This window comes from Pseudomonas sp. 29 (genome assembly GCF_002754355.1).
GTDB classification, from domain to species: domain Bacteria; phylum Pseudomonadota; class Gammaproteobacteria; order Pseudomonadales; family Pseudomonadaceae; genus Aquipseudomonas; species Aquipseudomonas neuropathica.
On the sequence record NZ_PEEY01000001.1, the window covers coordinates 6,266,737 to 6,291,855 of the forward strand.

General features: G+C 60.7%; 18 protein-coding genes. 5 read left to right on the top strand and 13 right to left on the bottom strand.

Annotation, left to right across the window (positions count from 1 at the left end):
* Positions 1 to 2: 2 nt before the first annotated feature.
* From selB to fdnG, 6 genes are read right to left on the bottom strand one after another with little or no spacing between them, the layout of a single operon-like run.
* A complete protein-coding gene (gene selB, locus CLU80_RS29160) occupies positions 3 to 1,919 on the bottom strand; it encodes a selenocysteine-specific translation elongation factor (RefSeq protein ID WP_099759211.1) in 1,917 nt (638 codons plus the stop codon).
* Entirely contained in the window at positions 1,916 to 3,319 is a 1,404-nt protein-coding gene (gene selA / locus CLU80_RS29165) for an L-seryl-tRNA(Sec) selenium transferase (protein ID WP_286079833.1), read from the bottom strand. The genes selB and selA overlap by 4 nt, the downstream gene beginning before the upstream one ends.
* Before the next feature lie 45 nt (positions 3,320 to 3,364).
* Complete coding sequence (gene fdhE, locus CLU80_RS29170) at positions 3,365 to 4,291, bottom strand: formate dehydrogenase accessory protein FdhE (RefSeq protein WP_099759213.1); 927 nt, start codon at positions 4,289 to 4,291, stop codon at positions 3,365 to 3,367.
* Between the two features lie 3 nt (positions 4,292 to 4,294).
* Positions 4,295 to 4,960, bottom strand: a complete 666-nt coding sequence (locus tag CLU80_RS29175) for a formate dehydrogenase subunit gamma (protein WP_099759214.1) — start codon at positions 4,958 to 4,960, stop codon at positions 4,295 to 4,297.
* Complete coding sequence (gene fdxH, locus CLU80_RS29180) at positions 4,957 to 5,892, bottom strand: formate dehydrogenase subunit beta (RefSeq protein ID WP_093431371.1); 936 nt, start codon at positions 5,890 to 5,892, stop codon at positions 4,957 to 4,959. The genes CLU80_RS29175 and fdxH overlap by 4 nt, the downstream gene beginning before the upstream one ends.
* A 14-nt stretch (positions 5,893 to 5,906) precedes the next feature.
* On the bottom strand, positions 5,907 to 8,972 hold the full coding sequence (fdnG, locus tag CLU80_RS29185; RefSeq protein WP_286079804.1) for a formate dehydrogenase-N subunit alpha: 3,066 nt from the start codon (positions 8,970 to 8,972) through the stop codon (positions 5,907 to 5,909).
* A gap of 319 nt (positions 8,973 to 9,291) precedes the next feature.
* Between fdnG and CLU80_RS29195 the strand changes: the two genes are divergently transcribed.
* The 4 genes from CLU80_RS29195 to CLU80_RS29210 all read left to right on the top strand — a co-directional run bounded on the left by CLU80_RS29195 (position 9,292) and on the right by CLU80_RS29210 (position 13,435).
* Positions 9,292 to 10,446 (top strand): MalY/PatB family protein, encoded by a 1,155-nt coding sequence (locus CLU80_RS29195; RefSeq protein ID WP_099759216.1) that lies wholly within the window; start codon positions 9,292 to 9,294, stop codon positions 10,444 to 10,446.
* A gap of 214 nt (positions 10,447 to 10,660) precedes the next feature.
* A complete protein-coding gene (locus tag CLU80_RS29200) occupies positions 10,661 to 11,518 on the top strand; it encodes a glucose 1-dehydrogenase (RefSeq protein ID WP_099759217.1) in 858 nt (285 codons plus the stop codon).
* Between the two features lie 90 nt (positions 11,519 to 11,608).
* Positions 11,609 to 12,958, top strand: a complete 1,350-nt coding sequence (locus CLU80_RS29205) for a cation:proton antiporter (RefSeq protein WP_099759218.1) — start codon at positions 11,609 to 11,611, stop codon at positions 12,956 to 12,958.
* Between the two features lie 180 nt (positions 12,959 to 13,138).
* A complete protein-coding gene (locus CLU80_RS29210) occupies positions 13,139 to 13,435 on the top strand; it encodes a hypothetical protein (protein ID WP_099759219.1) in 297 nt (98 codons plus the stop codon).
* A 304-nt stretch (positions 13,436 to 13,739) separates the two neighbouring features.
* On the opposite strand, the gene CLU80_RS29215 is transcribed toward CLU80_RS29210, so the two are convergent.
* Genes CLU80_RS29215 through CLU80_RS29230 form a run of 4 tightly spaced genes read right to left on the bottom strand, consistent with a single transcriptional unit; the run spans position 13,740 to position 20,246 of the window.
* A complete protein-coding gene (locus CLU80_RS29215; protein ID WP_016983364.1) occupies positions 13,740 to 14,276 on the bottom strand; it encodes a hypothetical protein in 537 nt (178 codons plus the stop codon).
* Between the two features lie 56 nt (positions 14,277 to 14,332).
* Positions 14,333 to 16,273 (bottom strand): hybrid sensor histidine kinase/response regulator, encoded by a 1,941-nt coding sequence (locus tag CLU80_RS29220; RefSeq protein WP_099759220.1) that lies wholly within the window; start codon positions 16,271 to 16,273, stop codon positions 14,333 to 14,335.
* 5 nt (positions 16,274 to 16,278) lie between these two features.
* Positions 16,279 to 18,597, bottom strand: coding sequence for an ATP-dependent DNA helicase (locus tag CLU80_RS29225; RefSeq protein WP_099759221.1), 2,319 nt, complete (start codon positions 18,595 to 18,597; stop codon positions 16,279 to 16,281).
* Entirely contained in the window at positions 18,594 to 20,246 is a 1,653-nt protein-coding gene (locus CLU80_RS29230; protein ID WP_099759222.1) for a VRR-NUC domain-containing protein, read from the bottom strand. The genes CLU80_RS29225 and CLU80_RS29230 overlap by 4 nt, the downstream gene beginning before the upstream one ends.
* Positions 20,247 to 20,440: 194 nt before the next feature.
* Between CLU80_RS29230 and CLU80_RS29235 the strand changes: the two genes are divergently transcribed.
* Positions 20,441 to 20,665: a YgdI/YgdR family lipoprotein gene (locus CLU80_RS29235; protein WP_095049074.1), complete on the top strand. Its 225-nt coding sequence runs from the start codon at positions 20,441 to 20,443 to the stop codon at positions 20,663 to 20,665.
* 53 nt (positions 20,666 to 20,718) lie between these two features.
* On the opposite strand, the gene CLU80_RS29240 is transcribed toward CLU80_RS29235, so the two are convergent.
* From CLU80_RS29240 to CLU80_RS29255, 3 genes are all read right to left on the bottom strand, one after another.
* On the bottom strand, positions 20,719 to 21,093 hold the full coding sequence (locus CLU80_RS29240) for a hypothetical protein (protein ID WP_093431339.1): 375 nt from the start codon (positions 21,091 to 21,093) through the stop codon (positions 20,719 to 20,721).
* Positions 21,094 to 21,334: 241 nt separating this feature from the next.
* A complete protein-coding gene (locus CLU80_RS29245; RefSeq protein WP_099759223.1) occupies positions 21,335 to 23,188 on the bottom strand; it encodes a polyurethane esterase in 1,854 nt (617 codons plus the stop codon).
* Positions 23,189 to 23,384: 196 nt separating this feature from the next.
* Positions 23,385 to 25,073 (bottom strand): polyurethane esterase, encoded by a 1,689-nt coding sequence (locus CLU80_RS29255; protein WP_099759224.1) that lies wholly within the window; start codon positions 25,071 to 25,073, stop codon positions 23,385 to 23,387.
* Between the last annotated feature and the right edge of the window lie 46 nt (positions 25,074 to 25,119).

Below are 25,119 nucleotides of genomic sequence, written 5' to 3' on the forward strand. Positions count from 1 at the left end.
ATTCATTGTGCGTCGGCTTGAGCCAGCGCGTTGTCGGGGCGGATCTGGCGGGATTCGCCGAGGCGTCGGGTCAGGCCGACGCGGTCGAAATATTCGAGGTACTGAATACAGCGTTTGCGTCCCAAGCCTAGCGCATCGCGGAAGGTTGTCACCTGGATCTGCGGATTTTCGCTGGCGAGTTTGAGCAGCACGTTCGCCATCTGGCGCAGTTGCACGTCACTCAAGAACAGGTCGCGCACGACTTGATGCATCAAACCCAAACGCGCCAGTTTACGCAGCAACAAGCGCACGACGGCGTCGTCCAGCCCCAGGACGTTGGCCACATCACGTACCCACGGCGGGTCGAATCCGGCGTTTTCGAACAGCGGTTGTAATGCCTGCCAGAGACTTTCATCCTCGGCATTCAGGCGCACCTGATGATCCGGCAGGTGCAGCCACGGCCCACTTGCCTGTATCGATCCGGCCGCGAGCAATTCATCCAGCAAACTGACAAACGTCGAACGCTCCAGCGCCAGACCACTGAAGCGCCGCAAGCGATCGCGATCGGGGCCCATCTGGTCGGGTTCCAGTTCGTGGAACTGTGCGAGTTGGTCCAGCAGTGTGAACTTCAGTTGCGCCCAGCGCTGCACGTTGAACAGCAGCGGGCCTTGGCGGGTGTCGATCAGGCGCACGTTTTCCGCTAACGCCCAGGTTGAGCGCGGGCGATTGAACTGACGTTCAAGCCTTAGCGGATCGAGGCCACCGGCGCTGTAGTTGAGCAGCACGGGCAAGACGTGTTCGAGTTTGTCGCCAGAGTTCAGGGCGCGAAGTTGGGCCAGACGTTCCGGGCTGCGGCGTTGCCGTGCCGGGGCGAACGGATCGAGCACCTGGCCGCCACCGAGGGTGCGTTGCGCGCTCTGGTCGCGCAGGATCAGGCGATCGCCCTTCACCGCGTGCACCGGCGCATTGATCAGCAGTTGCGCGAACATGCGTTCGCCAGGAATCAAGCGCGGACCTTCGAGCAAGGCCACCCGCGCGATGACATCTTGCGTGCCGAGGTGCACGTGCACCGGGTGAAAGTGTTCGAAAGTGCGTTCGCCGGGCAGCAGTTGAAAGTCGATGTCGACCCGTTGCGTCGGCGCGTTCAGCCACTCGCTCAGCAGCCACTGGCCGCGATGGATCTGCGCCAGTTCGAGGCGTTCGCCGGTCAGGTTCAACGCCACCCGTTGCCCGGCGAAGGCCTGTTCGGCGGGTTGGTTCTGCGCATTTAGGCCGCGCACTCGTACCGATTTGCCCGAAGGCCCGAGGATGAGTTTGTCGCCGACGGCCACCGCCCCCGACAATGCCGTCCCGGTAACCACAATCCCCGCGCCGGCGACGCTGAACGCGCGGTCGATGGCCAGACGAAAACCACCTTCGCGACTGTGCTCCTGCACTTCTCGCTGCGTTAGCAGCAAGGCATGGCGCAACTCATCGACACCCTTCCCGCTCACGCTCGACACGGTGAAGATCGGCGCGGGGGCAAACGGTCCCGGCTCAAGCAAATCCAGCACCTGCCGCTGAACCTCCTCCAACCTGCCCGCTTCGACCCGGTCGCATTTGCTGATCGCCACCACGGCGCGCGGGATGCCGAGCAATTCGACAATCGCCAGATGCTCGCGGGTCTGCGGCATCACGCCGTCGTCTGCGGCAATCACCAGCAACACCAGATCGATACCCTGCGCGCCAGCGAGCATGTTGTGGGTGAATTTCTCGTGGCCGGGCACGTCGATAAACCCGGTCAGCCCCGCGCCCGGTTCAAGTTCGGCGTAGAGATAACCCAGGTCGATGGTCATGCCACGCTCGCGCTCCTGCGGGCGGCGGTCACCGGTTTGCCCGGTCAGCGCTTGTAGCAGCGACGTCTTGCCGTGGTCGATGTGCCCTGCCGTGCCGACAATCACGGGTCGACCTGCAGGTGCGACAATTGCGCGAGCCACGCTGGCTCATCATCGAGCTGACGCAGATCCAGCCACAGGGCATCGTCGTCAATCCGCCCAAGCACGGGGATCGGCAACGCGCGCAACGCCGCTTCCAGATTCAGCAAGCAACGCCCGCGCAAACGCTTGGAGACTTGCGGGCGCATACACAATGCCGCACTCGGCAAACGCGCCACCGGTTGGCTGCCGCTGCCGATCATGCCCAAGGCCTCGACTGCGCTAACCTGCCAAACCGACCCCAAGATTTCAGCCAGCAAGGGCTGCAAGCGCGAGGCCTGAACAAAGATATCTGCCTGCGGCCGGGTGAGCAGACGCAAGCTCGGCAGACGCTCAGCGAGGCGATCAGGATCGCGATACAACCCGAGCACCGCCTCCAGTGCCGCCAAGGTCAACTTGTCCACCCGCAACGCGCGTTTCAACGGATTCGTCTTGATCTTCGCGATCAGTTCTTTGCGCCCGACGATCAACCCGGCCTGCGGGCCGCCGAGTAGTTTGTCGCCGCTGAAGGTGACGATGTCCGCGCCGTCCAGCAGCGCCTGCCGCACCGTGGGTTCGGCCGGCAAACCCCAGCGGGTCAGATCCAACAGGCTGCCGCTGCCCAGATCTTCCAGCAACGGCAAGCCATGCCGATGGGCCAACTCGGCCAATTCCGCAGTCGGCACCCGCGCGGTAAAACCTTCGATGCTGTAGTTGCTCGCATGCACACGCATGATCAAACCACTACGAGGGCTGATCGCTGCTTCGTAGTCGCGGGCGTGGGTACGATTGGTCGTGCCGACCTCATGCAGGCGCACGCCGGCGCGGGCCATGATGTCGGGGATGCGGAAGGCGCCGCCGATTTCGATCAGCTCGCCACGGGAAATGATGCCCTCCTTGCGCGCGCCCAGACTGTTGAGCGTCAGCAGCACGGCGGCGGCATTATTGTTGACCACGGTGACGGCTTCGGCGCCGGTCAGTTCGCGGATCAGGCCTTCGATCAAGTCATCGCGATCACCGCGTTTGCCGCTGGCCAGATCGAACTCCAGATTGAGCGGATAACGCGCGGCCATCTGCACGGCATCGATGGCTTCGTCCGGCAACAAGGCGCGGCCGAGGTTGGTGTGCAGCACCGTGCCGGTGAGGTTGAACACCCGGCGCACATGGCTGCGTTGTTGCTGGGCCAGGCGTTCACCGACGCGTCCCGCCAACACCTCTGGGCTGATTTCGACGGCTGACAATTGCCCGTTCAACACGCTGGAACGCAGCTCATCGAGCAACTGACGCAAACTTGCCAGCAGCGACTCACGCCCGTGACGCTCAAGCAAAGGCACACACGCCGGGTGCCGCAACACACCATCAATGGAAGGTAACCGCAGGGACATCAGCCACTCCTGGAGACAGATCGTTCGGCCAGAGTGTAGACCCTGCTGTCATTCGTCTCCGGGGGCCAGTAATAGATTAGGCGCCAGACGTTGATAGCCGTCCTGCGCCAGACGCATATCGAGCAGCAAACTGCCGAGATCCGCCGACAACCCCTCCGCATCGGCATCGTTTTCCAGATAAACCAGTTTCAGATAACTGTTACAACCCGGACAGACCTCCGCCCTAAGCGGCGCCTGATTCGCGGCATGGCGATCGTCCTCAAGGCTCAGATAATCCAGCCCCTTGCTCGACTCGCAATACACGCACTTGACCCGCACCACATGCCATTCGCAGGCACACAGCGAGCAGACCAGATAACGCAAACCGTTGTGCTTGCCGCGATGACGGATTACCCCGGCCATGGCCGGTGAACCACAGGCCGGGCATTGGCTGAGGCTGTCGCCGGGTTTCAGTTGCAGATTCGCCGCACTAAGCAGCCAATGACTCCAGGCCACTTGCAGCGCTGCGCCGAGAAACGGCACCAGTTGCGCCGGCACCAGCGAATATTGGCCACTGACCAACGCCACAGCCCACGCGCGCAATTGGCCGGGACTGGCGGCGCGCAAAGTGTCCACCGCGTCGACGACAGCAGGCTGTTCAACCGGCGCATAACGCTGCAACAAAGCATCGAGATAAGCCTGCCAACCCTCTTCACGCACCAACGTGTCCGCCGCAAACGGCGGCAAACCATGCTGCTGACAGGCCTCAATCCGTTGCTGATCGAACGGCGCCGTCAGCGGCGGATCATCAAACACCTGCTGCTGAACCCGGCACAACCCGGCAATCAGTCGCAGGTACTCTGCCAGCGCATGCCCCTCGGCCAGTTGTTCCAGTCGATCAGCCCGCAGAGCAAACAGGTTCGAAGGCGGCAGATGCAGAAACGGCGGCGAACTCGCCGCCGCTTCGATTTCCCCAGGTTCAAGAATGGTTGGCAAAAGTCAGCCCTTTTTGGTGATCGGTCGCTCCGGCACGTCCGGTTGGCGCTCATCGCGGGTGATCTCGCGATACCAGAGTTCATGGTGTTTCTTCGCCCAGGCGCGGCTGACCCAGCCATGCATCATCGCGTCCACCGAACCCTTGATCCACAGCCCGGCGTAGATGTGAATGATGATGCTCAGCACCAGAATGAACCCGGCCAGCGCATGCAGGAGCATTGCCCAGCGAATCACGGTAATGCCGAAATACGCACTGAACCAGGCGCGCCAGATCACCAGTCCGGTGAACAGCAAACCCAGCATGCACAGGAGTAAAGTCCAGAACAGCAACTTCTGCCCGGCGTTGTATTTGCCTACCGGTGGCACGCTTACTTCATCGTTGACCAACACTCGGTCAATGCGGCGCATCCACTTCCAGTCGTTGTCGATAAAGAAATTCGAACGCCAGAAACGGAACACCAGACCGAGGAACAACACAAACATCGCGATGCCCATGTACGGATGCAGAATCCGCGTCCACGGCCCGCCGCCAAACAGGTTGCTCAGCCAGAACAACGACGGATGAAACAACGCCAGACCCGACAGCCCGGCCATGAAAAACAGGATCGCCACCAGCCAGTGATTAGTGCGCTGGTTGGCGGTGTAACGCAGGATCGTCTTGTTGCTCATGGCCGGTCCTCCCCGCGTGGATCGAAGGTGTGCACCGCCGGATCGACGACATGCACCGAGGTGTCGGGCGGCGTCGGATGTTCATCTTCTTCGACGCGATTCGGGCCGATGCGCACGTAATGGAAGAACCCGGCCAGCACCGCCGCACCCATGGCCAGCAGGCCCAGCGGTTTACTGATGCCTTTCCACAGGCCCACCAACGGACTGATTGCCGGATCTTGCGGTAAACCAGCATAGATTTTCGGCGTGTCGGCGTGGTGCAGCACGTACATCACGTGCGTGCCGCCAACACCTGCCGGGTCATACAGACCGGCGTTTTCAAAGCCACGGCTTTTCAGGTCGACGATGCGCTCGGCGGCGTGTTCCTTCATGTCTTCCTTGGTGCCGAAGACGATGGCGCCGGTCGGGCAGGTTTTCACACAGGCCGGTTCCAGCCCTACCGCCACGCGATCCGAACACAAGGTGCACTTGTAGGCCTTGTGATCCTTCTGCGAAATGCGCGGAATGTTGAACGGGCAACCGGTGATGCAATAGCCACAACCGATGCAGTGATCCTGATCGAAATCGACGATGCCGTTGGCGTGCTTGATGATCGCACCGGGACTCGGGCACGCCGCCAGACAACCCGGCTCGGCGCAGTGCATGCAGCCGTCCTTGCGGATCAGCCATTCGAGGTTGCCGGCGTCGGTTTCGTGCTCGGTAAAGCGCATCAACGTCCAGGTTTCCGCGCTCAGGTCTTGCGGGTTGTCGTAGGTGCCGTGGTTGTGGCCGACCTCGTCGCGCAGTTCGTTCCATTCCGAGCAGGCGACCTGGCAGGCTTTGCAGCCGATGCATTTGGTGGTGTCGATCAGCTTCGCTACCGCTTCCTGATTCCTCACCGACGGCGGCACGGTTGTGGTGGCCGAGCGGGCAATAATGTCTTGGCTGGCCATTTAAAGATTCTCCATCAGAGCTTCTCCACGTTGACCAGGAATGACTTGGATTCCGGGGTCTGGGTATTGCCATCGCCGAGGAACGGCACCAGGGTGTTGGTCAGGTAACCGTGACGCGTCAGGCCGGTGAACCCCCAATGCAGCGGGATGCCGATCTGATGCACGATCTGGCCGTTGACCTGCAGCGGCCGGATCCTTTTCGTCACCACCGCCACCGCTTCGATAAAGCCGCGCTTGCAACTGACCCGTACGCGATCACCGGCGGCAATGCCCTTCTCTTTCGCCAGCACTTCGCCGATTTCGACGAACTGCTCAGGCTGGGCAATCGCGTTCAACTTGCAATGCTTGCTCCAGAAGTGGAAATGCTCGGTGAGCCGGTAACTGGTGCCGGCGTACGGGAAGTCCTTGGCCTCGCCGAGGGTTTCCCAGACCGAATCGAAGATTCGCGCCGCCGGATTGCTGGTGGCTTTCTTGTTTTGCGGGTGCAACGGGTTGATGCCGATCGGTGTTTCGAACGGCTCGTAGTGCTCGGGAAATGGCCCTTCGTTCATCTTGTCGACGGCGAAGAACCGCGCCACGCCTTCGGGGTTCATGATGAACGGGTTCATCCCGGCTTCCGGCGGCACATCAGCCTTGTAGTCCGGCACGTCGGTGCCGCCCCAGGCCTTGCCGTTCCACCAGACCAGACGTTTTTTCGGGTCCCACGGTTTGCCGGCGACGTCCGCCGAAGCGCGGTTGTAGAGAATCCGCCGGTTGGCCGGCCAGGCCCACGCCCAGCCGAGATGCTGATGCATGCCGTACGGATCGGCGTTGTCGCGGCGGGCCATCTGGTTGCCGGCCTCGGTCCAGCTGCCGGCGAAGATCCAGCAACCGGACGCGGTGCTGCCGTCATCCTTGAGCAAGCCGAAACCTGCCAGTTGCGAGCCGGCTTTGACCGCCACCCCCGTGGCATCGGTGAAATCCGCCACGGCGCTGCCGTTGATTTCCTTGGCCAACTCTTCCGGCGAAGGCTCGTCGGGGATCTTGTACGGCCACGTCAGTTTCAGCAGCGGATCAGGGAATTTGCCGCCCTCGGCCTGATAGCGCTTGCGCAGGCGCAGGAACAGTTCGCTCATGATGCGAATGTCGGTCTGCGCTTCGCCCGGGCCATCGGCGCCTTTCCAGTGCCATTGCAGCCAGCGACTGCTGTTGACCAGTGAGCCGTCCTCTTCGGCAAAACAGGTGGTGGGCAGGCGAATGACTTCGGTCTGGATCTCCGCGCTTTTCACGTCGTTGTACGACCCGACGTTGTGCCAGAACTCCGAGGTTTCGGTAGCGAGCGGGTCCATCACCACCAGCCATTTCAGCTTGGCCAAGGCGCCCATCACGCGGTTCTTGTCCGGCAACGCGGCGATCGGGTTGAAGCCCTGACAGAAGTAGCCGTTGACCTTGCCCTGACTCATCAGGTCGAACATTTTCAGCACGTCGTAGTTGGGGATGTCGAGCTTCGGCAAATGGTCGTAGCACCAATTGTTCTCGGCAGTGGCGTTGGCGCCGTACCACGACTTCATCAGACTGACGTGGAATTTGCTGTAGTTCTGCCAATAGGACAATTGCCCCGGCCGCAGCGGGACTTGCGTGCGTTTGTGGATGAACTGGGCGTAATCCTGCTCGGTGTCGCTGCCCAGTGTCAGGTAGCCCGGCAGCGCATTGGAGAGCAAGCCAAGGTCGGTCAGGCCCTGAATATTCGAGTGACCGCGCAAGGCGTTCACCCCACCGCCGGGCATGCCGACATTGCCTAGCAGCAATTGCACCATCGCCGCGCTGCGAATGATCTGCGCGCCGATCGAGTGCTGCGTCCAGCCGAGGGCGTAGAGAATCGTCATGGTCTTGCCCGGCGTCGAGCAGGTGGCGATCTCTTCCCAGATTTTCTGCATGGCATCGACCGGCATGCCGCAGATCTGGCTGGCGAGGTCGATGGTGTAGCGGCTGTAATGCTGCTTCATCAGTTGATAGACGCAGCGCGGGTCTTGCAGGGTCGGGTCGACTCTGACGAAACCGTCGTCGCCCATCTCGTAACCCCAGCCGGATTTGTCGGTGTAGCTGCGTTTCTCCGCGTCGTAGCCGCTGAAGATCCCGTCTTCAAAGCCGTAGCCTGCTCTGACGATGAACGACATGTCGGTGTAGTTGCGCACGTATTCGTGCTGGATCTTGTCCTCGGTCAGCAGGTAATTGATCAAACCGCCCATGAAGGCGATGTCGGTGCCGGTGCGGATCGGCGCGTAATAGTCGGCCACGGACGCGGTCCGGGTAAAACGCGGATCGACCACGATCAGCCGCGCAGCGTTGTGCGCTTTGGCCTCGGTTACCCATTTGAAGCCGCACGGATGCGCTTCTGCTGCGTTGCCGCCCATCACCAGGATCAGATTCGCGTTGGCGATATCGGTCCAGGTATTGGTCATGGCACCACGGCCGTACGTCGGGGCAAGACTTGCCACCGTCGGGCCGTGTCAGACACGCGCCTGGTTATCGAACCCCAGCATGCCGAGACTGCGAATCACCTTTTGGGTGATGTAGCCGGCTTCGTTGGACGCCGCCGACGCCGCGAGAAAACCGGTGCTCAACCAACGATTCACCGTTTGCCCGTTGGCATTTTTCTCGATGAAATTGGCATCGCGGTCGGCTTTCATCAGGTCGACGATGCGGTCGAGCGCTTCGTCCCAACTGATTCGTGTCCATTCGCTGCTGCCGGGCTTGCGTGTTTGCGGGTAGAGCAAACGGCCGGGGCTGTGAATGAAATCGAGAAGGCCTGCGCCTTTCGGGCAGAGGGTGCCGCGGTTGACCGGGTGGTCGGCGTCGCCCTCAATGTGAATGATGCTTTGCGCGACGTTCTTCGCAGCATCGCCCTGGCTGTACATGATCAACCCGCAACCGACCGAGCAATACGGGCAGGTGTTGCGGGTTTCATGGGTGTGGGCAAGCTTGAAGTGGCGCACCTGCTCGGCGAAGGCTGGCGTCGGGGCCATGCCCAACGCGCCCAGGCTAGAGCCTGCAAGGCCGATACCGGCGACCTTGAAGAACTGACGACGGCTGAGATCCATCGTGCACTCCTGATCAGGTGGAACCCGGTACTCGTGCCGGGTTTTATCTGGACAATCACGGTTGCGGCAAACGTCTGCCGACTTTTTCACTGTAGACAATGACCACACGATCTGTGTGAAAACCGACCGTCGGCCGTTTGTCGGTTCTTTAACTGAAGACCACCAAACCCTGTGGGAGCGAGCTTACTCGCGAAAGCGGTGTGTCATTCGACATCGATGCTGGCTGATCCAACGCATTCGCGAGCAAGCTCGCTCCCACAGGGATCGCGTAAGGCTTAGAATGGCGCCCAGGACAATTCCCGCCTTCACGAGACCGCGCATGACTTTCGATTTTGATCAGGTATTCGACCGCCACAACACCGGCAGCACCAAGTGGAGCCGTTATTCGGCCGACGTGTTGCCGATGTGGGTCGCTGATATGGATTTCGCCGCGCCGCCGGTGGTGATCGAGGCGCTGCAACAACGCTTGCTGCATCCGCTGGTGGGCTACAGCGTTGCGCAGGACAACTTGCGCGAAGCCATCGTCGCCGACCTCTGGAACAAGTTTTCCTGGAAGGTCAAACCGCAGGAGCTGATTTTCCTGCCGGGCGTCGAGTCGGGCTTCAACATGGCTTTGAAAGCGCTGGTGCAGCCACAGCAGAACGTCGTGGTGCAAGTGCCCAACTACCCGCCACTGCGCCACGCGCCGGGGCATTGGGGCTTGAACAAGGTTGAACTGGAGTTCGTCGCCCAGGCTGACGGCACTTACCTGACGCCGCTGGACGTGTTGCGTGAATCGCTGAACGGCGGTGGCGCGCTGTTGCTGAGCAACCCGCACAACCCGATCGGCAAGGTGTTTGGCCGTGACGAGCTGCAAGCCGTGGCCGATATCTGCGCGGCGCAGGACGCCTGGATCATCTCCGACGAAATCCACGCTGAGCTGTGCTTCGACGGTCGCGTACACATTCCGACGGCGTCGCTGAGCGCGGAGATCGCCGAGCGCACCATCACGCTGATGTCGGCGAGCAAGGCCTACAACATCGCCGGCCTCAAGACCTCGTTCATGATCATCCAGAACGCCGCCCTGCGCGAACGCGTCAATCACGCCCGTTGCGGCATGGTCGACAGCGTCAACCCGCTGGGCATGGAAGCCACTCGCGTGGCGTACAGCGAAGGCGGGCCGTGGCTGGCCGAGCTGAAAACCTACCTGCAAGCCAATCGCGACTGGCTGGTAGAAGCAGTGCGCAACCGCTTGCCGGGCGTGACCATGAATGTGCCGCAGGGCACGTATCTGGCGTGGCTGGATTGCTCGGCGCTGGACCTGGACAACCCGCAGCAGTTCTTCCTTGAGCAGGGCAAGGTTGGCCTCAGCGCCGGTCTGGACTTCGGCGATCAACACCAGCAGTTCGTGCGTCTGAACTTCGGCTGCCCGCGTTCGCTGCTCGAAGAAGGCATCGCCCGCATGGAGCGTGCCCTGACTACACGCAATACCTGAAACCTCAGATGATCCCCTGTGGGAGCGAGCTTGCTCGCGAAGGCGAAGTATCAGCCGACATCAATGTTGACTGAACCACCGCTTTCGCGAGCAAGCTCGCTCCCACATTCGTTTTGCATTTCCAAGTCAGAAATGCAGCGTAAATCCGATCGAACTCACGGCAAACACCCCGGGTCAACCACCCATACCTGCCTTGAGACCTCGGAGACCCGCGATGACCGACTATCCAAAACCACCCTTCCCCGCACAAGCCCAAACCGTGCCCGGCGCCCAGGGCAAGATGCAGCCCTATCCCGATTGCGGCGAACAGAGCTATGTCGGCTCCGGACGACTGGCCGGCAAGATCGCTCTGATTACTGGCGCTGACAGCGGTATCGGTCGCGCCGTGGCCATTGCTTTCGCCCGTGAAGGCGCCGACGTTGCGGTCGCCTATCTGAATGAACACGAAGACGCCCAGGAAACCGCGCGCTGGATCGAGCAGGCCGGGCGCCAGTGCCTGCTGTTGCCGGGCGATATCGCGCAAAAGGCCCATTGCCAGGCCTTGGTCGACAAGACCGTGGAACGCTTCGGCCGAATCGATGTGCTGGTCAACAACGCCGCGTTCCAGATGACTCACGAAAACTTCGAAGAAATCCCCGACGAGGAATGGGTGATGACCTTCGACGTCAACATCACTGCGATCTTCCGCTTGTGTCAGGCCGCGATAAAACACATGCGCGCCGGTTCGTCGATCATCAACACCAGCTCGATCAACTCGGACATGCCCAAACCCACCCTGCTCGCCTACGCCACCACCAAAGGCGCGATCGCCAATTTCACCGGCGGTCTGGCGCAGATGCTCGGGCCAAAGGAAATCCGCGTGAACTGCGTGGCACCGGGGCCAATCTGGACGCCGCTGATCGTCTCGACCATGCCCGATGAAGAAGTGCAGAACTTCGGCGGCAACACCCCGCTCGGCCGCCCCGGCCAACCGGTGGAAGTGGCGCCGATCTACGTGTTGCTGGCCTCGGACGAAGCCAGTTACATCACCGGCCAGCGCTATGGCGTGACCGGTGGCAAACCGATGCTGTGATGACGCCTTCGCCAACGCCTACAGTAAAACTGAAGGCCCATTGAACACGGTGCGATTGCCGTCACATCAAACATTTGAGGGCGGCAGATCATGAGTTTTATCGTGTGGGTCGCCGTACTCGGCGCCGTGCTGCTGACCCTGGCACTGACGTCGTCATACCTGCGCTGGATGCCGGTGACCACCTCGGCGGTTTGTTTGCTGTTGGGAATTGGCATTGGCCCCAGTGGCCTTGATCTGCTGAAACTATCCCTGGAAGACGCCTCGCTGTGGATGGAGCACCTGACAGAAGTCGCGGTGCTGTTTTCTCTGTTCGTCTGCGGCCTGAAATTGCGCCTGCCGCTGCGCGACAAGCGTTGGCGAATCGCCTTCGGCCTCGCCGGCCCCGTAATGGTGCTGACCATCGCCGGGGTGTGCCTGCTGCTGCATTTTGCTTTGCGCTTGCCGTGGGGGCCGTCGTTGTTGATCGGCGCGATGCTGGCGCCCACCGACCCGGTGCTGGCGGCGTTGGTGCAGGTCAATGATGCGCGGGATGTCGACAGCGTGCGTTTCGGCCTGTCGGGTGAGGCCGGGTTGAATGACGGGGTAGCCTTTCCGTTTGTGATTCTCGGCTTGTTGTTGATTCACGGTGATGGCTCTGCCGCCGAGTGGCAGGGCTGGGTCTTGCGCAGTTTGTTGTGGGCGGTGCCCGCAGGTCTGCTCACCGGTTACTGGATGGGCCGAGGTATCGGCCGCGTGACCCTGTCGCTGCGTATTCACAATGACGACAGCACGCTCAGCCCGAACGACTATCTAGCGTTGTCGTTGATTGCCCTGGCGTATGTCGTTGCCGAAGCGATTGGCGGCTATGGTTTTCTGTCGGTGTTCGCTGCCGGGTTGGGCCTGCGTCAGGTCGAAGTCAAATCCACCGGCGCCGGGCAACCGCCCGCCGAGCACTTGGTGCAGCCGGTGGTCGGCCATCAGAACGTCGAACCGCAGCACGCGGTGCACGGCGACACCGAACGGCTGGAAAGCAGCCAGGTCGCCGCCGGGATCATGATGGGCGACATGCTGTCGTTCGGCAGTCTGGTCGAGCGCGCCATGGAAGTATTTCTAGTGACCCTGCTCGGCGTGGTGCTGGTGGCGCACTGGGACTGGCGGGCGTTGCTGGTGGGCGGCGTGCTGTTCTGCCTGATCCGCCCGGCCTGCGTCGCGCTGATGCCTTGGGGCGCACTGCTCAAAGTAAGGCAACGGCTGTTGATCGGCTGGTTTGGCATTCGCGGTATCGGCAGCCTGTTCTATTTGTTTTATGCCTTGAACCACGGGCTGACCGATTCGGTGGCCAGCCTGTGTACCGATCTGACCTTGTCGGTGGTGGCGCTGAGCATCTTGCTCCACGGCATCAGCACGCAACCGATCCTCGCCCGTTACGAACAGCGCAAAAAACAAAAAACTGATTTTTGATTTGCGGATTTAACCGGGAATTGATCGAATTTTTTTCTATAAAAAAATGGATCCCTGATGAATGGCCGGCAGTCACAAGCATAACCCCTCGCCGGATGTGACCGGCGGGGCCCGGCAGGTTCGGTTCCCCTGCGGCGCTACGCCTATGAAACGGAATCATTGAAGATTAAGGTCACGGTCATGAAAGAATGCTCGACTCCTGCGCAAATCAAGGCTTGCAGAGCACTGGCTCTGGAACGCAATCGTCAATTGTTCGATAACGCCCACACCCTCAACCGCGCGGCCAATGCGCTGCTCGACGTTGAACACCTGGATATCGAGCAATTTGAACATTACCGAGCGCTGCGCAAGAAAGCCGATTTGATGTTTGAAGATGCGATCGATCATTTGTGCGTGTTGAACGAGGATTTTCCGCCGATCCCGATGTCGTCGCAAAACTCGGTGGCGCTGCGTCGAGAGCTTGAGACCGTGGAGTGAGGCAGAAAAGCCCCTCACCCTAGCCCTCTCCCAGAGGGAGAGGGAACTGACCGAGGTGAATGGTCGAGGTACGCCGACCTGAGATACCGAGTCGAACGCAGATTCTGACCACGACATTGAGATACCGAGTCGAACGCAGATTTTGAGTACAACGAAGATCTGCTCCCTTCCCCCTCGCCCCCATTGGGGGCGGTCCGACGTTTCGGGAGGGTTGGGGTGAGGGGGATCGATCTGAATGGCAACACAAAATCCAAGCGAATGAAAAAGCCCGGCCACATAAGCCGGGCTTTTCTATTTTTGCCCATCACCCGCCCGGATTGGTCACCTGAATAAACACCGCATAACTCCCCAGCAACACCCAGAACGTTGCAAAGATCCACGGCGTACGCACCGAAAACAGCAGGGATTTGCGGTAGCCCTTGTGGCTCGATTCCATCTCGCTGAACAGCGGCGATTCGTCATACGCCAGGCCCATCAGCGGTTCGCTGTGCAGCAAGTGGCTCTGCTTGAAATGCCAGTGGTCGATGATGTCGTACGCCGCGCGAATCCCCGGCCAGGCGTTCAGTGAGCTGAGCAGCCCGAGCAGCGCAAGAAACGGTGGCACCACCAGCGTGAACAACTTGCCCCATTCCGGGTTGAGGTTGGCCATGCACGAGGCAAAGGCAATCACCAGAAACGACTGCGCCGCCAGATAAGCGTCGGTACGGTTGGCGAGGATGCTGGTTTCGTACTGGATCTCCCGCCGATAGAAATCCAGCCGTTCCTTGGGTGAGCCAAACATCTTGGCGTCATGTTCGGTCAGGGTTTCTTCAGCGGTGGGCTCAGTCAGTATGCGAGACAAAAGATGCACGCTCCGGGGCGGGGAAAACGTTTAGAAGTCCCCGTTGGCGCGCAAGTTCAGACGGATTGACCGACGCCTTGTTTCATCGATTGGGCAATGATTGCCACCAGATTCATCTGCGTAAACGGCTTGGGCAATCGTGGCAGTTGCGCGGCAAAGCCTTCCAGACGTTCGGCGTAGCCGGTGGCCAGGATGATCGGCAGATCCGGTTTGAGCACGCGCACGGCATGGGCCAGTTGCGCGCCGCTCATCTTCGGCATGGCCATGTCGGTGATCATCAGGTCGATGACCTCGCCCTGATCGAACAACGCCAGCGCTTGCGCACCGGACGTCGCACTGACCACCCGATGGCCGAGGTCTTCGAGCAGCAGACTGGTGCTGGTCAACACCAGCGAATCGTCATCCACCACCAGCACGCTGAGTCTTGGTACCACCACGGGCTCGGCGTGTGGCTGCAGCGACTTGCTGACGGTACCCTCGCCGGCCACCGGAATCCACAGTTCTGCCGTGGTGCCCTGGGCCTTGGCACTCTTGAGGATGAAACGGCCACCGAGTTGTTCCATGAAGCCGTGGACCATCGACAAGCCCAGCCCGGTGCCCTTGCCCAAGCCTTTGGTGGTGAAGAACGGATCTCTGGCCGACGCCAGCGTGTGCTCATCCATGCCCTCCCCGGTGTCGATTACGCTGAGGCAGACGTAACGCCCCGCAGGCAGATCCGAATGCCCCAGTTCAAGCACCACTTGCGGTTCAGCGCTGATGCTCACCGTACCTCCATCGGGCATGGCGTCGCGGGCGTTGGTCGCCAGATTGAGCAAGGCCAATTCCAACTGATTGGTGTCCGCCAGCACCAGCTCGAGATCGTCGGGAAACCGCGTGTCGACAAGGATACCCGGCCCGAGGGAGCTACGCAGCAAACCGCTGATGCCCTGAACCAATTGCGCGATATCGACCGACTCGGTCTTCAATTCCTGACGGCGGGCAAATGCCAGCATGCGCTGGGTCAGCGAGACGCCACGCAAGGCGCCTTGGGTGGCGTTTTCCAGCAGGCGGCTGATTTTCGCATCGTCGCCCACGCGCTTTTGCACAATCTCGAGGTTACCGAGAATCACCGTCAGCAGATTATTGAAGTCATGGGCGATGCCACCGCTGAGCTGACCGATGGCCTGCATCTTCTGCGCCTGGAACAGCGCTTCACGGGTTTTCTCCAGCGCCTGTTGCGCCTGGTGGGCTTCGGTGATGTCGCGGGTGATCTTGGCAAAACCGAGCAATGTGCCGGTGTCACCACGAATCGCATCGACCACCACATGAGCGAGAAACCGCGTGCCGTCCTTGCGCATGCGCCAGCTCTTGTTCTCGAAACGGCCCTCGCGGGTGGCGATTTCCAGCGCCCGTTGCGGCTCGCCGAGTTCGCGGTCCTCGGGGGTATAGAACAGCGAAAAATGCTGACCGATAATTTCTTCCGGCAGATAGCCTTTGATCCGCTGTGCGCCCTGGTTCCAGTTGCTGACCCGGCCTTCGGGGCTGAGCATGTAGATCGCGTAGTCGGTGACGCCCTGCACCAGCAAGCGGAACTGCTGCTCGCTTTGCTTGAGGGTTTCTTCAGCCATTTTCCGGTCGGTCAGGTCGCGGGTGATCTTGGCGAAACCGAGCAATTTGCCGTCGGGATCAATGATCGGATCGATGACCACATGCGACCAGAAATTGGTGCCGTCCTTGCGCACCCGCCAGCCCTCGCCTTCGAAACGTCCCTCACGGATCGCCGTATCGAGCGCACGTTGCGGCAGACCGGCGGCGCGATCCTCAGCGGTATAGAAGCGGGAGAAATGTTCGCCGAGGATTTCCGCTTCTTCGTAGCCCTTGAAGCGTTTGGCGCCGGAGTTCCAACTGGTGATGATGCCGTCGGGATCGATCATGTAGATCGCATAGTCGACCACCGCATCGATCAACAGACGAAAACGCATCTCTTCGATCGCCGCGGTCTTGTTTTTCTCGCTCATCACACTCACCAGCCATTGTCATGAGCAGAAGTATGCGGTAATCCGGCAAATTGGGAAGCGTCCGTCTCATGATTGATTGCCCACCAGCGCGGCAGCAGCTGTTTGATCCGGCTCTCGGCAAAGCGATCGTCAATCAGCATGACCACGCCGCTATCCTCACGGGTGCGGATGACTCGCCCGGCGGCCTGCACCACTTTCTGCACGCCCGGGTACAGGTAGGTGTAGTCGTAACCGGCACCGAAGATGGCGGCCATGCGGTGTTTGAGTTGTTCGTTGACCGGATTGAATTGCGCCAGCCCCAACGTGGCAATGAACGCGCCGATCAGCCGCGCACCGGGTAAATCGATGCCTTCGCCGAACGCACCGCCCAACACGGCAAAGCCGACGCCCTGGCTGTGCGCGGTGAACTGATCGAGAAAGGCCTGCCGCGCCCCTTCGAGCATGCCCCGCGATTGCTGCCACAGGGTGATGTGCGGGTAACGCTCAGCGAGTAACGACGCCACTTGTTGCAGATAATCGAAGCTGCTGAAAAACGCCAGATAGTTGCCCGGACGCTCGCTGAACTGCCGCGCGATCAATTCGACGATCGGCTCCAGCGAGGCCTGACGATGGTTGAAACGTGTCGAGATGCGACTGACGATCTGCACCTGCAACTGCTCGGCGCAAAACGGCGATTCGACGTCGATCCACACGGTGTCGGCGGGCGTGCCAAGCAAATCGGCGTAATAGTGACGCGGGCTGAGGGTCGCGGAAAACAGCACGCTGCTGCGCGCCGCTTTCAGGCGCGGGCCAATGAACGCGGCCGGCACCACGTTGCGCAGGCATAACTGCGACAGCGGCTTTTTGCGGTCGAGGTCGCGCTTGCTGATGTCGAACAGGTAATGCTCGTCGTACAGCTCCGCCACCCGGGCGAATTGCAGCAGGTCGAAATAGAAGTTCTGCAAGGCGCTGTCGAGGCCCTGCGGATGGTCATTGAGGTAATCGCCAATGGCCGCGCAACACAACGAGATCGCTTGCAGGAGTTTTTCCGGGGCCTTGTCGTAAGCCTGATACGCCGCCAGTTGCGGCGCATGCAGCGCGTTCCATTCACGGTTGATCCGTTGCAGGGAGCTTTTAAGCGGTGCCGGCGCGGTTTTGCGCACGCTGCCGAGGGTGAACTGATCAAGACTGGCGCTGTACATTTGCCGGCCGCGTTCGACCAGGTTGTGCGCCTCGTCCGCCAGCACCGCGACTTTCCATTGATTGAGCTGGGCCAGACCGAACAGCATGGCACTGAAGTCGAAGTAATAGTTGTAGTCGGCGATCACCACGTCTACCCAACGGGCCATCTCCTGACTCAGGTAATACGGGCACACCGCGTGTTGCGCGGCGATCTCGCGCATGGCGGCTTGGTCGAGCAGGCGGATTCGGCTGGCCGCTTCCCGCGCGGCCGGCAGGCGATCATAAAAGCCCTGGGCCAACGGGCAGGATTCGCCGTGACAGGCTTTGTCCGGATGTTCGCAGGCCTTGTCGCGGGCGACCATTTCCAGCACCCGCAGGGGCAAGGCTGGTGACCGATCGAACAACACCTGACTGGCATCCAGCGCCAGTTTGCGCCCCGGTGTCTTCGCGGTCAGGAAGAACACCTTGTCCAGTTGCTGCGGCGCCAGGGCCTTGAGCATCGGGAACAGCGTGCCGAGGGTTTTGCCGATGCCGGTCGGTGCCTGGGCCATCAGGCAACGGCCGGTGCTGACGGCCTTGAACACCGATTCGGCGAGATGCCGTTGACCGGGACGAAAATCGGCATGGGGAAACGCCAGTTGCTGCGCGGCCAGATTGCGCGCTTCTCGATGGGCCATTTCCTGTTCGGCCCATTGCAGGAACAGCGTGCATTGCTGTTCGAAAAAGGCCTTGAGGGTTTCGGCGCTGAAGGCCTCGACCAGGCAGGTTTCCTTCTCGCTGACGATATCGAAATACACCAGCGCTAGATTGATCTGCTCAAGTTCGAGTTTGCGGCACATCAACCAGCCGTAGATCTTCGCCTGCGCCCAGTGCAACTGGCGGTGATTGGCCGGTTGCTTACTCAGGTCGCCACGGTAGGTTTTAACTTCTTCCAGGCAGGTTTGCGCCGGGTCGTAGCCGTCCGCCCTGCCCTTGACCTTCAACTGCAGAAACTCGCCTTCGAGCGCCACTTCGCTTTGATACTTTTCGCTGCACCGCGAGGCCACAGTGCGGTGACCGGCGATGCCTTCCAGCGCCGTGGGTGATGGGGTGAAGCGCAGGTCGAGGTCGCCGGCCTTGGCGGTGAACTCACAGAGTGCGCGCACGGCAATGCTGTAACTCAAGCGCTCTGCTCCGCCCATTGCACATAACACACGGCCACCGGCATCTGGTGTTGGTGACAGAACTCAAGCCAGCGCAGCTGGTTGTCCTGCAGGCGATCGCCGGGGCCTTTCACTTCAATCATTCGGTAAGTTTTGTGCTGCGGCCAGAACTGGATCAGGTCGGGCATGCCGGCGCGGTTGGCCTTGATGTCGAGCAGCAAACGGTTAAACCAATGTTTAAGGTGCTCAGCGGGTAGACAGGCCAACGCCTGCTCAAGCAATTGTTCATTCACCGCGCCCCAGAATACGAATGGCGACTGGACGCCCCATTTGTCGACAAAGCGCTGGCGAATGGTCGCGGCATAGCGGCCGTCGTCGAGTTCGCTCAGGCACGCCTGGAACAGCTCGGCGCGGCGTTGCTGGAAATCTTCGTTGAGCAGGTCCACCGGGCCGCGCTGGAACGGGTGAAAGAATGCCCCGGGCAATGGCGCGAAGATCGCCGGCCAGCACAACAAGCCGAACAGCGAGTTGATCAGGCTGTTTTCCACGTAATGCACCGGGCCATCGTCATCGTGCAGATGCGCCTGCACGTAAAACTCCACGGACAAGGCTGGGTCGGTGCGTGGCAATTGCAGATCCAGCCGCTCGACCGGTCTGGCCGCTACGCGTTTGAGCGGCGGGCCACCGAGTTTGCGCCGCACCCTTGGCAATATCCGTTGCAGGCCTTGCTGCTCGGCAGCGCTTTCCGGCGCCTGCTCCGCCAGCGTGGCGAGCTCCAGCGCCAACGAGTATTCGCCGCTGCGCTCCAGCACGCGGATCATGCGTAAACGGGCGCCGGGATAGGCGCAGTCGCGGTAAATGCTCAGGGCCAGGGCAAACTCGCTGATGCGCTCGCAATACTGGCCGATCTGGAACAGCACCTTGCCACGCCGGCGCTGCAGCCACGGGTTGTCGAAGTGCAAGGCGCTGACCTGCGCAACAATGATGCCCAGTGGCTCACCGGCCTCGAAACGCAATTGACAGTTGTGCAGAAACAGGCACGCATCGACGTCTTCGCGACTGCGCAGGCCCCGCGAGTCGGCGCAGAATTCGACTTTTTCATAAGTGAAGATGCCAAGGTCGGCGAGGACGAATTCCGACCAGTCCTGATACAGGTTGCCGAAGAACATCAGCCGCAAGCGGTCGCACAGGTCCATGATGGTCAGGCTGAACAAGCGATCATCGAGCAGCGGCGCCCAGTCGCGCAGGCTGCGAGCTTCTGCAAACTGCTCGGCGAGGAGCGGCAGCCAATCGTCCTTGCGGCCCTTGGGTTGCTCGATAAAGGCTGCGAACGCTTGCAGGATCTCGGCCTTGAGCAACACATCGAACAACTCGGCGAGGACCAGCGGCGCGTGTTCGTCGATCCAGCCGTACTCCAGCAAGGGCTGCGCGGCCTCGGCGATGTCACCGATTTCAATGTAATTGAGTTTGCCGGCACGAAAATGCACACCCTTGCGCATCACCATCCGCACCAGCAAACCCTGCGACGCGCGCGGCAAGGCCTTGAAGTCGCGGATGAACGCGTGTTCCGGTTCGCTCATTACATCGGCATAACGAAGCTCAAGCCAATCAAGCACTTGCCGGAAGTTGTTAAGGTAATAGAACGGATCGTCGAGGGGATTGGCAGTCACGGGGATTCTGGGCCATGGCAAGCGAGTACTGGTTATGCGTACAGATACCAGCTGTGCCCCGCCCGGCGCAAACGGAAAATGATCAATGGCATTTTTTCGCCGGGCTATCGAACTTTTCCTCCGGGGATGGCACCAACCGCGTTAGAGGGCCGACAATGCTCGGCATCACATCGAATGAGGATTTAGAGGTGGGTATGAAAATCAAAGCACTGGGCATCCCTTTCGCCATCGCCGCCGCGCTGGCACTGGCCGGTTGCTCGACGCCGACGGTGGTCACCCTGCAGAACGGCACCCAGTACCTGACCAAGGACATGCCGAAGACCAAAACCAAGGACGGCTTCTATGAGTTCGAGGATATTTCCGGGGCCAAGGTGAAGGTCCGTGCCGATGAAGTGGCCACTGTGCGCGAAGAAGACTAGGTTTCGCTCGCGTCGATCGTTCCCATGCTCTGCGTGGGAACAATCATCGCGTGTTATTCGAAAGTCGGCATACCCGGCAGGCTGCCGTCGCACGGCATGTACGTGCCACCCCGCTTGACCACTTCGCCCTGCAAACGCCGACAACGATCCAGATCCTGCTGCGTCATGCGATCGATGCTCAGATTGCCGGTGGTTTGTGGCTGCTTGCCGTCACCCAGGCGCAGGGTCACGAACGGTTGTTCGGGCTGAATCTGAAAGCGGCTCTTCTCTTCGACCGGTTCGACTGCCTCGGTTTTCGGCGGGCTCGGCAGTTGCTCGGTGGTGACGCCGTAACGGCTCAGAATCGAACTTTGAGGCAGATCGGCGCAGGCATTGGCCGAACACAGCGCCAGTGCGACGAACCCGACATACCCCTTGAAACCTTTCACGTTTGAATCTCCTGTACCCAATGGCGGCTAGCTATAGAACGTGTGTGCACGTGCTGGCTTTAGGCCGCATTTCCTGTTTTCGCAGGGGTTTGAGTCAGGCCGTGGCCATCGAGTCACTTTTGAAACCGAGTTGACTCCAATCGCTAGCAGGCTAGCTCCCACAGGGGATTTGTAAACGACACAGATCCAGTGTGGGAGCGAGCTTGCTCGCGAAGGGGGCCTTAAAGGCGCCCCATCAACATCAGGCAATCACAATACCGTCAGCACTCAGGCTATTCAGCGACACCCCGACCAACGTCACCGAATCGTTGCCAAACGTCAGCACCGTGTCCTGCCCGACAGTCGCGGCATGAGCCCGGAAATCCTCCGCCGGCAACACACCCTGCACACCGAGAAACACCAGTTTGTCGTTGGAGGTAAAACCAACTACCCGGTCCTGCCCGAACGCACCGTTGAACAGGAACGTATCCGCCCCGCCCCCCGATTCCATCAGGTCATTACCCGCGCCGCCGACAAACACGTCATTGCCGAGGCCCCCCATCAGGTGATCGTTGCCGTCCAGCCCGAACAACCAGTCGCCACCGGCATGCGCCTTCAACGTATCGGCGCCGCTGGTGCCTTTGACGCTGGATTCGTACGCGGTGACGTTGTTGCCGACCTTCAAGCCGCTGGCCGTGACGCTGTGGATCACGTCGTCCTTGAACAGGCCCCAGAGAAAGCCCGGTTCCTTGGTGACAATGCTGCCGATATCGCGGGTGATGCTGATCCCGCCGTTGGCGTCGCGCACGTACAAATTGCCGGCACCGTCATTGGCGAAGTCGAAGTTTTTCACCGCACTTTGCAGATCGAGGGTGTTGTTGCCCTGCCCGCCGAGGATGACGTTGTAGCCACCGCTGTCGCGGAAGGTGTCATTACCGGCGCGGCCTTCCAGGTAATCGTTGCCGCTACCGCCCTGGATCAGATCGTTGGCGTCACTGCCAATGATGAACGTGCTGCCCTTGTGGGTTTCGGCGTTGCGGTTGAGGTCCTGTACCCAGGTGTTGGCCCGCGCCGGGTCCGAGAGGTTGGCGACGATGATCGTCGAGTCGCGGCTGGTCAGATCGTAGAATTTTGAGTCGATCACCCGGTTCATGCCGTCGCCATACGCGGTCGGCAAGTGCGAGATCCAGGTGGGAATGTTGAGGATCGAGTACGGCAGCAGATTCCACGCGGTCGAGGCGTAGTGATCGTTGAAGCTGACGATGTTGTCGGTGGCCGAGACTTTGGGCGCATCGTGCACGCCGATCGAAGCACCGGTGAAGGTCGAGCCGTCGAGGGCGCGGAACACCGGGTCGTTTTCGTAGCCGACGTTGAGCACCTTGTCGGTGCTGCTTTGCGTTGGCGAGGCGTAGGCGATGTAGTTGGAATCGGCAAAGAAACCGCCCCACTTGCCCCCGCTCAGGTCGGCCATGCTGTTGACCGCCAGGCCACCGAGGCTGTGGCCACTGACGAGAACGTCCTTGCCGCTGAGGCCGTTGGCCTTGGCAAACGCCACCACGTCATTGAGCAGATTGCCGAAGGCTTCGCCGACGTAATTCTTCGCGTAATCCTTGGGACCGAAGGCGGCGAGCAGGTCGTTGATCACGTCGCCGATGGAGTCGAGGATCAGGTTCTCACGCGGGCCGCTGGTGCCGCGAAAGGCAACGCCGAGTTCGGTGAGATGGCCCTGGGCGTCGTACTTGCCGAGGATTTCCACTTGGGCGGTGGTGTAACCGGCCTTCTCGCCGAAGAAGGTACCCCGCGCATCGGTTTTGCCGTCGTAGCCCAGTTGCGAGGCGGTGATGGGCGTCCAGCCGGCCTTTTTCACCGCGTCGAGGGCGAGTTTTTCCGAGTCGGGGTTCCACGGAATGCCGGGAATCACCCCTTGCGAATCGGTGCCGCCGAGCAACGCCGTGACCAGCGTGGCGGGCAGGCCGAGGCCGAAGCCGTTGTGCTGATAACCGGCGGCAAAGCCGTTATCGAGGTTGTGGTAGGAATACAGCGTGATCGCCATGGCATCGTTGAACAACGCCTTGGAATCGGCTGTGCCGAAGTTCTTGTAGTCATACACACCCATTGCTATTGCCTCTCTCTTGTTGGAATTGTTAGAGATAGCTCACAGCCAGGGCGCCCCACGGGGACGCCCCGGAGCATTTCAGAAACTACGCGTTGCTTTTAATGTAGGAGTGAGCCTGCTCGCGATAGCAGTGTGTCAGTTTGCATTTCTTCATCTGACACACCGCTATCGCGAGCAGGCTCACTCCTACAGGTTTTTAGGCGAAAACGAACGCCGAGTCCGACAGGTTAGCCACTCCCACCCCGACCAGGGTCACGGCATAGTCGCCAATCTTCAGCACGGTGTCGTTGCCGGCCTGCGACGCGTGCTGCTTGTAGTCGTAGCCCTGCCCCGCGCCTTCGACGCCCATGAACACCAGTTTGTCGCTGCCCTGATAACCGTTGATGGCATCAAAACCGAACGCACCGCTGAACAGGAAGGTGTTGTTGCCACCCACTGCGCTCATCACGTCATTACCGGCGCCACCGACGAAGGTCACATGGCCTTTGTCGCTGATCAGTTTGTCGTCGCCACCGAGGCCGAACAGCCAGTCACCGTCAGCCGAGGCGTGCAGCGCATTGCCGTAGCCATCGCCGCTGAGCGAGTTGTTGTACTGGGTCAGTTCGTTGCCATTGGTCAAACCTTTGGCCGTAACGCCCCAGGTGATTTCCTTGCTGCCCCACCACGAACCCGACTCCTTGCTCACCAGCGCGCCGATGTCGCGGGTCATGCTGATGCCGCCGTAGGCGTCGCGCACGTACAGCGTGCCGTCCCCATCGTTGGCGAAGCTGAAGTTCTGCAACGGTTTCTGCAGTTCGAAGGTGTTGTGGCCCTGGCCACCGAGCAGGATGTTGTAGCCGCCGTCATCACGGAACCGGTCATCACCGCCCAGGCCTTCGAGGAAGTCGTTGCCCGCGCCGCCCTTGAGCCAGTCGCTGCTCTGGGTGCCGATGATGAACGTGCTGCCGGTGTGCGGCTCGCCACTGCGGCCGAGATCTTCGACCCAGGTCTTGCCGCGAGAAGCTTCTTCCAGATTGGAGACGATGATCGTCGAGTCTTTATGCGTCAGGTTGTAGAACTTCGAGTCGATGACCCGATTCAAGCCATCGGCATAGCCCAGCGAGCTGTGGGCCGACCAGTTCAGCGGATTGACGATGCTGAACGGCACCAGGTTCTGCGCGGTGGACGCGTAGTTGTCGTTGAAGTTGACGATGTTGTCAGTGGTCGAATCGTGCGGCTTGTCGTGCTTGCCCATCGACGCGCTACTGAACGTGGTGCCGTCGAGCACGCGGAACACCGGATCGTTCTCAAAGCCGATGTTCAGCACATTGTTGCCGGTGCTGCTCTGAGTTGGCGAGGCGAAGGTGATGTAGTTGGCGTCCTTGAAGAAGCCGCCCCAGTTGCTCGCGCTCAACTCTGCCACGCTGTTGACGCCGAGCCCGCCGAGGCTGTGACCGCTGAGCAGCACATCCTTGGCGGCGATGCCGTTGGCAATGGCGAATGCGGCGACCGCCTTGAGCAGATTATCGAAGGCGTTTTTAGCGTAATTGCTCGCGTAATCCGACGGCCCGATAGCGGCCAGCAGGTTGTTTTTCAGGTCGCCGAAAGTATCGCTGTAACCCAGCCCACCGGTGCCGCGAAAGGCCACGCCGATGCCAATCAATTTGCCGGCAGCATCATACTTGCCGAGCACTTCGGCCTCGGCACTGGTGAAGCCGTCCTTCTCGCCGAAGAACGTACCTTGCGGCCCGACCTTGCCCTGATAACCCAGCGCGGTTGCCGTGAGCGGCGCCCAAGCAGTGGCCGGCAACGGCTTGCCTGTCGGCGTGTAGGCATACAGCGTCAGTGCGATGGCGTCGCTGTACAACGCTTTGCCATCGGCATTTTTATAATCGAACAGTCCCATGTTGTGCTCTCTCTTCCTTCAAAAACCGGCAGCTCCGCAGAACTGC

Bases quoted from the DNA above. Each gene is read 5' to 3' on its own strand.
- CLU80_RS29210 (WP_099759219.1), top strand. From the start codon at position 13,139: ATGAAAGAATGCTCGACTCCTGCGCAAATCAAGGCTTGCAGAGCACTG.
- CLU80_RS29235 (WP_095049074.1), top strand. From the start codon at position 20,441: ATGAAAATCAAAGCACTGGGCATCCCTTTCGCCATCGCCGCCGCGCTG.
- CLU80_RS29175 (WP_099759214.1), bottom strand. From the start codon at position 4,960: ATGAGCAACAAGACGATCCTGCGTTACACCGCCAACCAGCGCACTAAT.
- CLU80_RS29195 (WP_099759216.1), top strand. From the start codon at position 9,292: ATGACTTTCGATTTTGATCAGGTATTCGACCGCCACAACACCGGCAGC.
- CLU80_RS29245 (WP_099759223.1), bottom strand. From the start codon at position 23,188: ATGGGTGTGTATGACTACAAGAACTTCGGCACAGCCGATTCCAAGGCG.
- CLU80_RS29255 (WP_099759224.1), bottom strand. From the start codon at position 25,073: ATGGGACTGTTCGATTATAAAAATGCCGATGGCAAAGCGTTGTACAGC.
- fdxH (WP_093431371.1), bottom strand. From the start codon at position 5,892: ATGGCCAGCCAAGACATTATTGCCCGCTCGGCCACCACAACCGTGCCG.
- CLU80_RS29220 (WP_099759220.1), bottom strand. From the start codon at position 16,273: ATGAGCGAGAAAAACAAGACCGCGGCGATCGAAGAGATGCGTTTTCGT.
- CLU80_RS29200 (WP_099759217.1), top strand. From the start codon at position 10,661: ATGACCGACTATCCAAAACCACCCTTCCCCGCACAAGCCCAAACCGTG.
- CLU80_RS29205 (WP_099759218.1), top strand. From the start codon at position 11,609: ATGAGTTTTATCGTGTGGGTCGCCGTACTCGGCGCCGTGCTGCTGACC.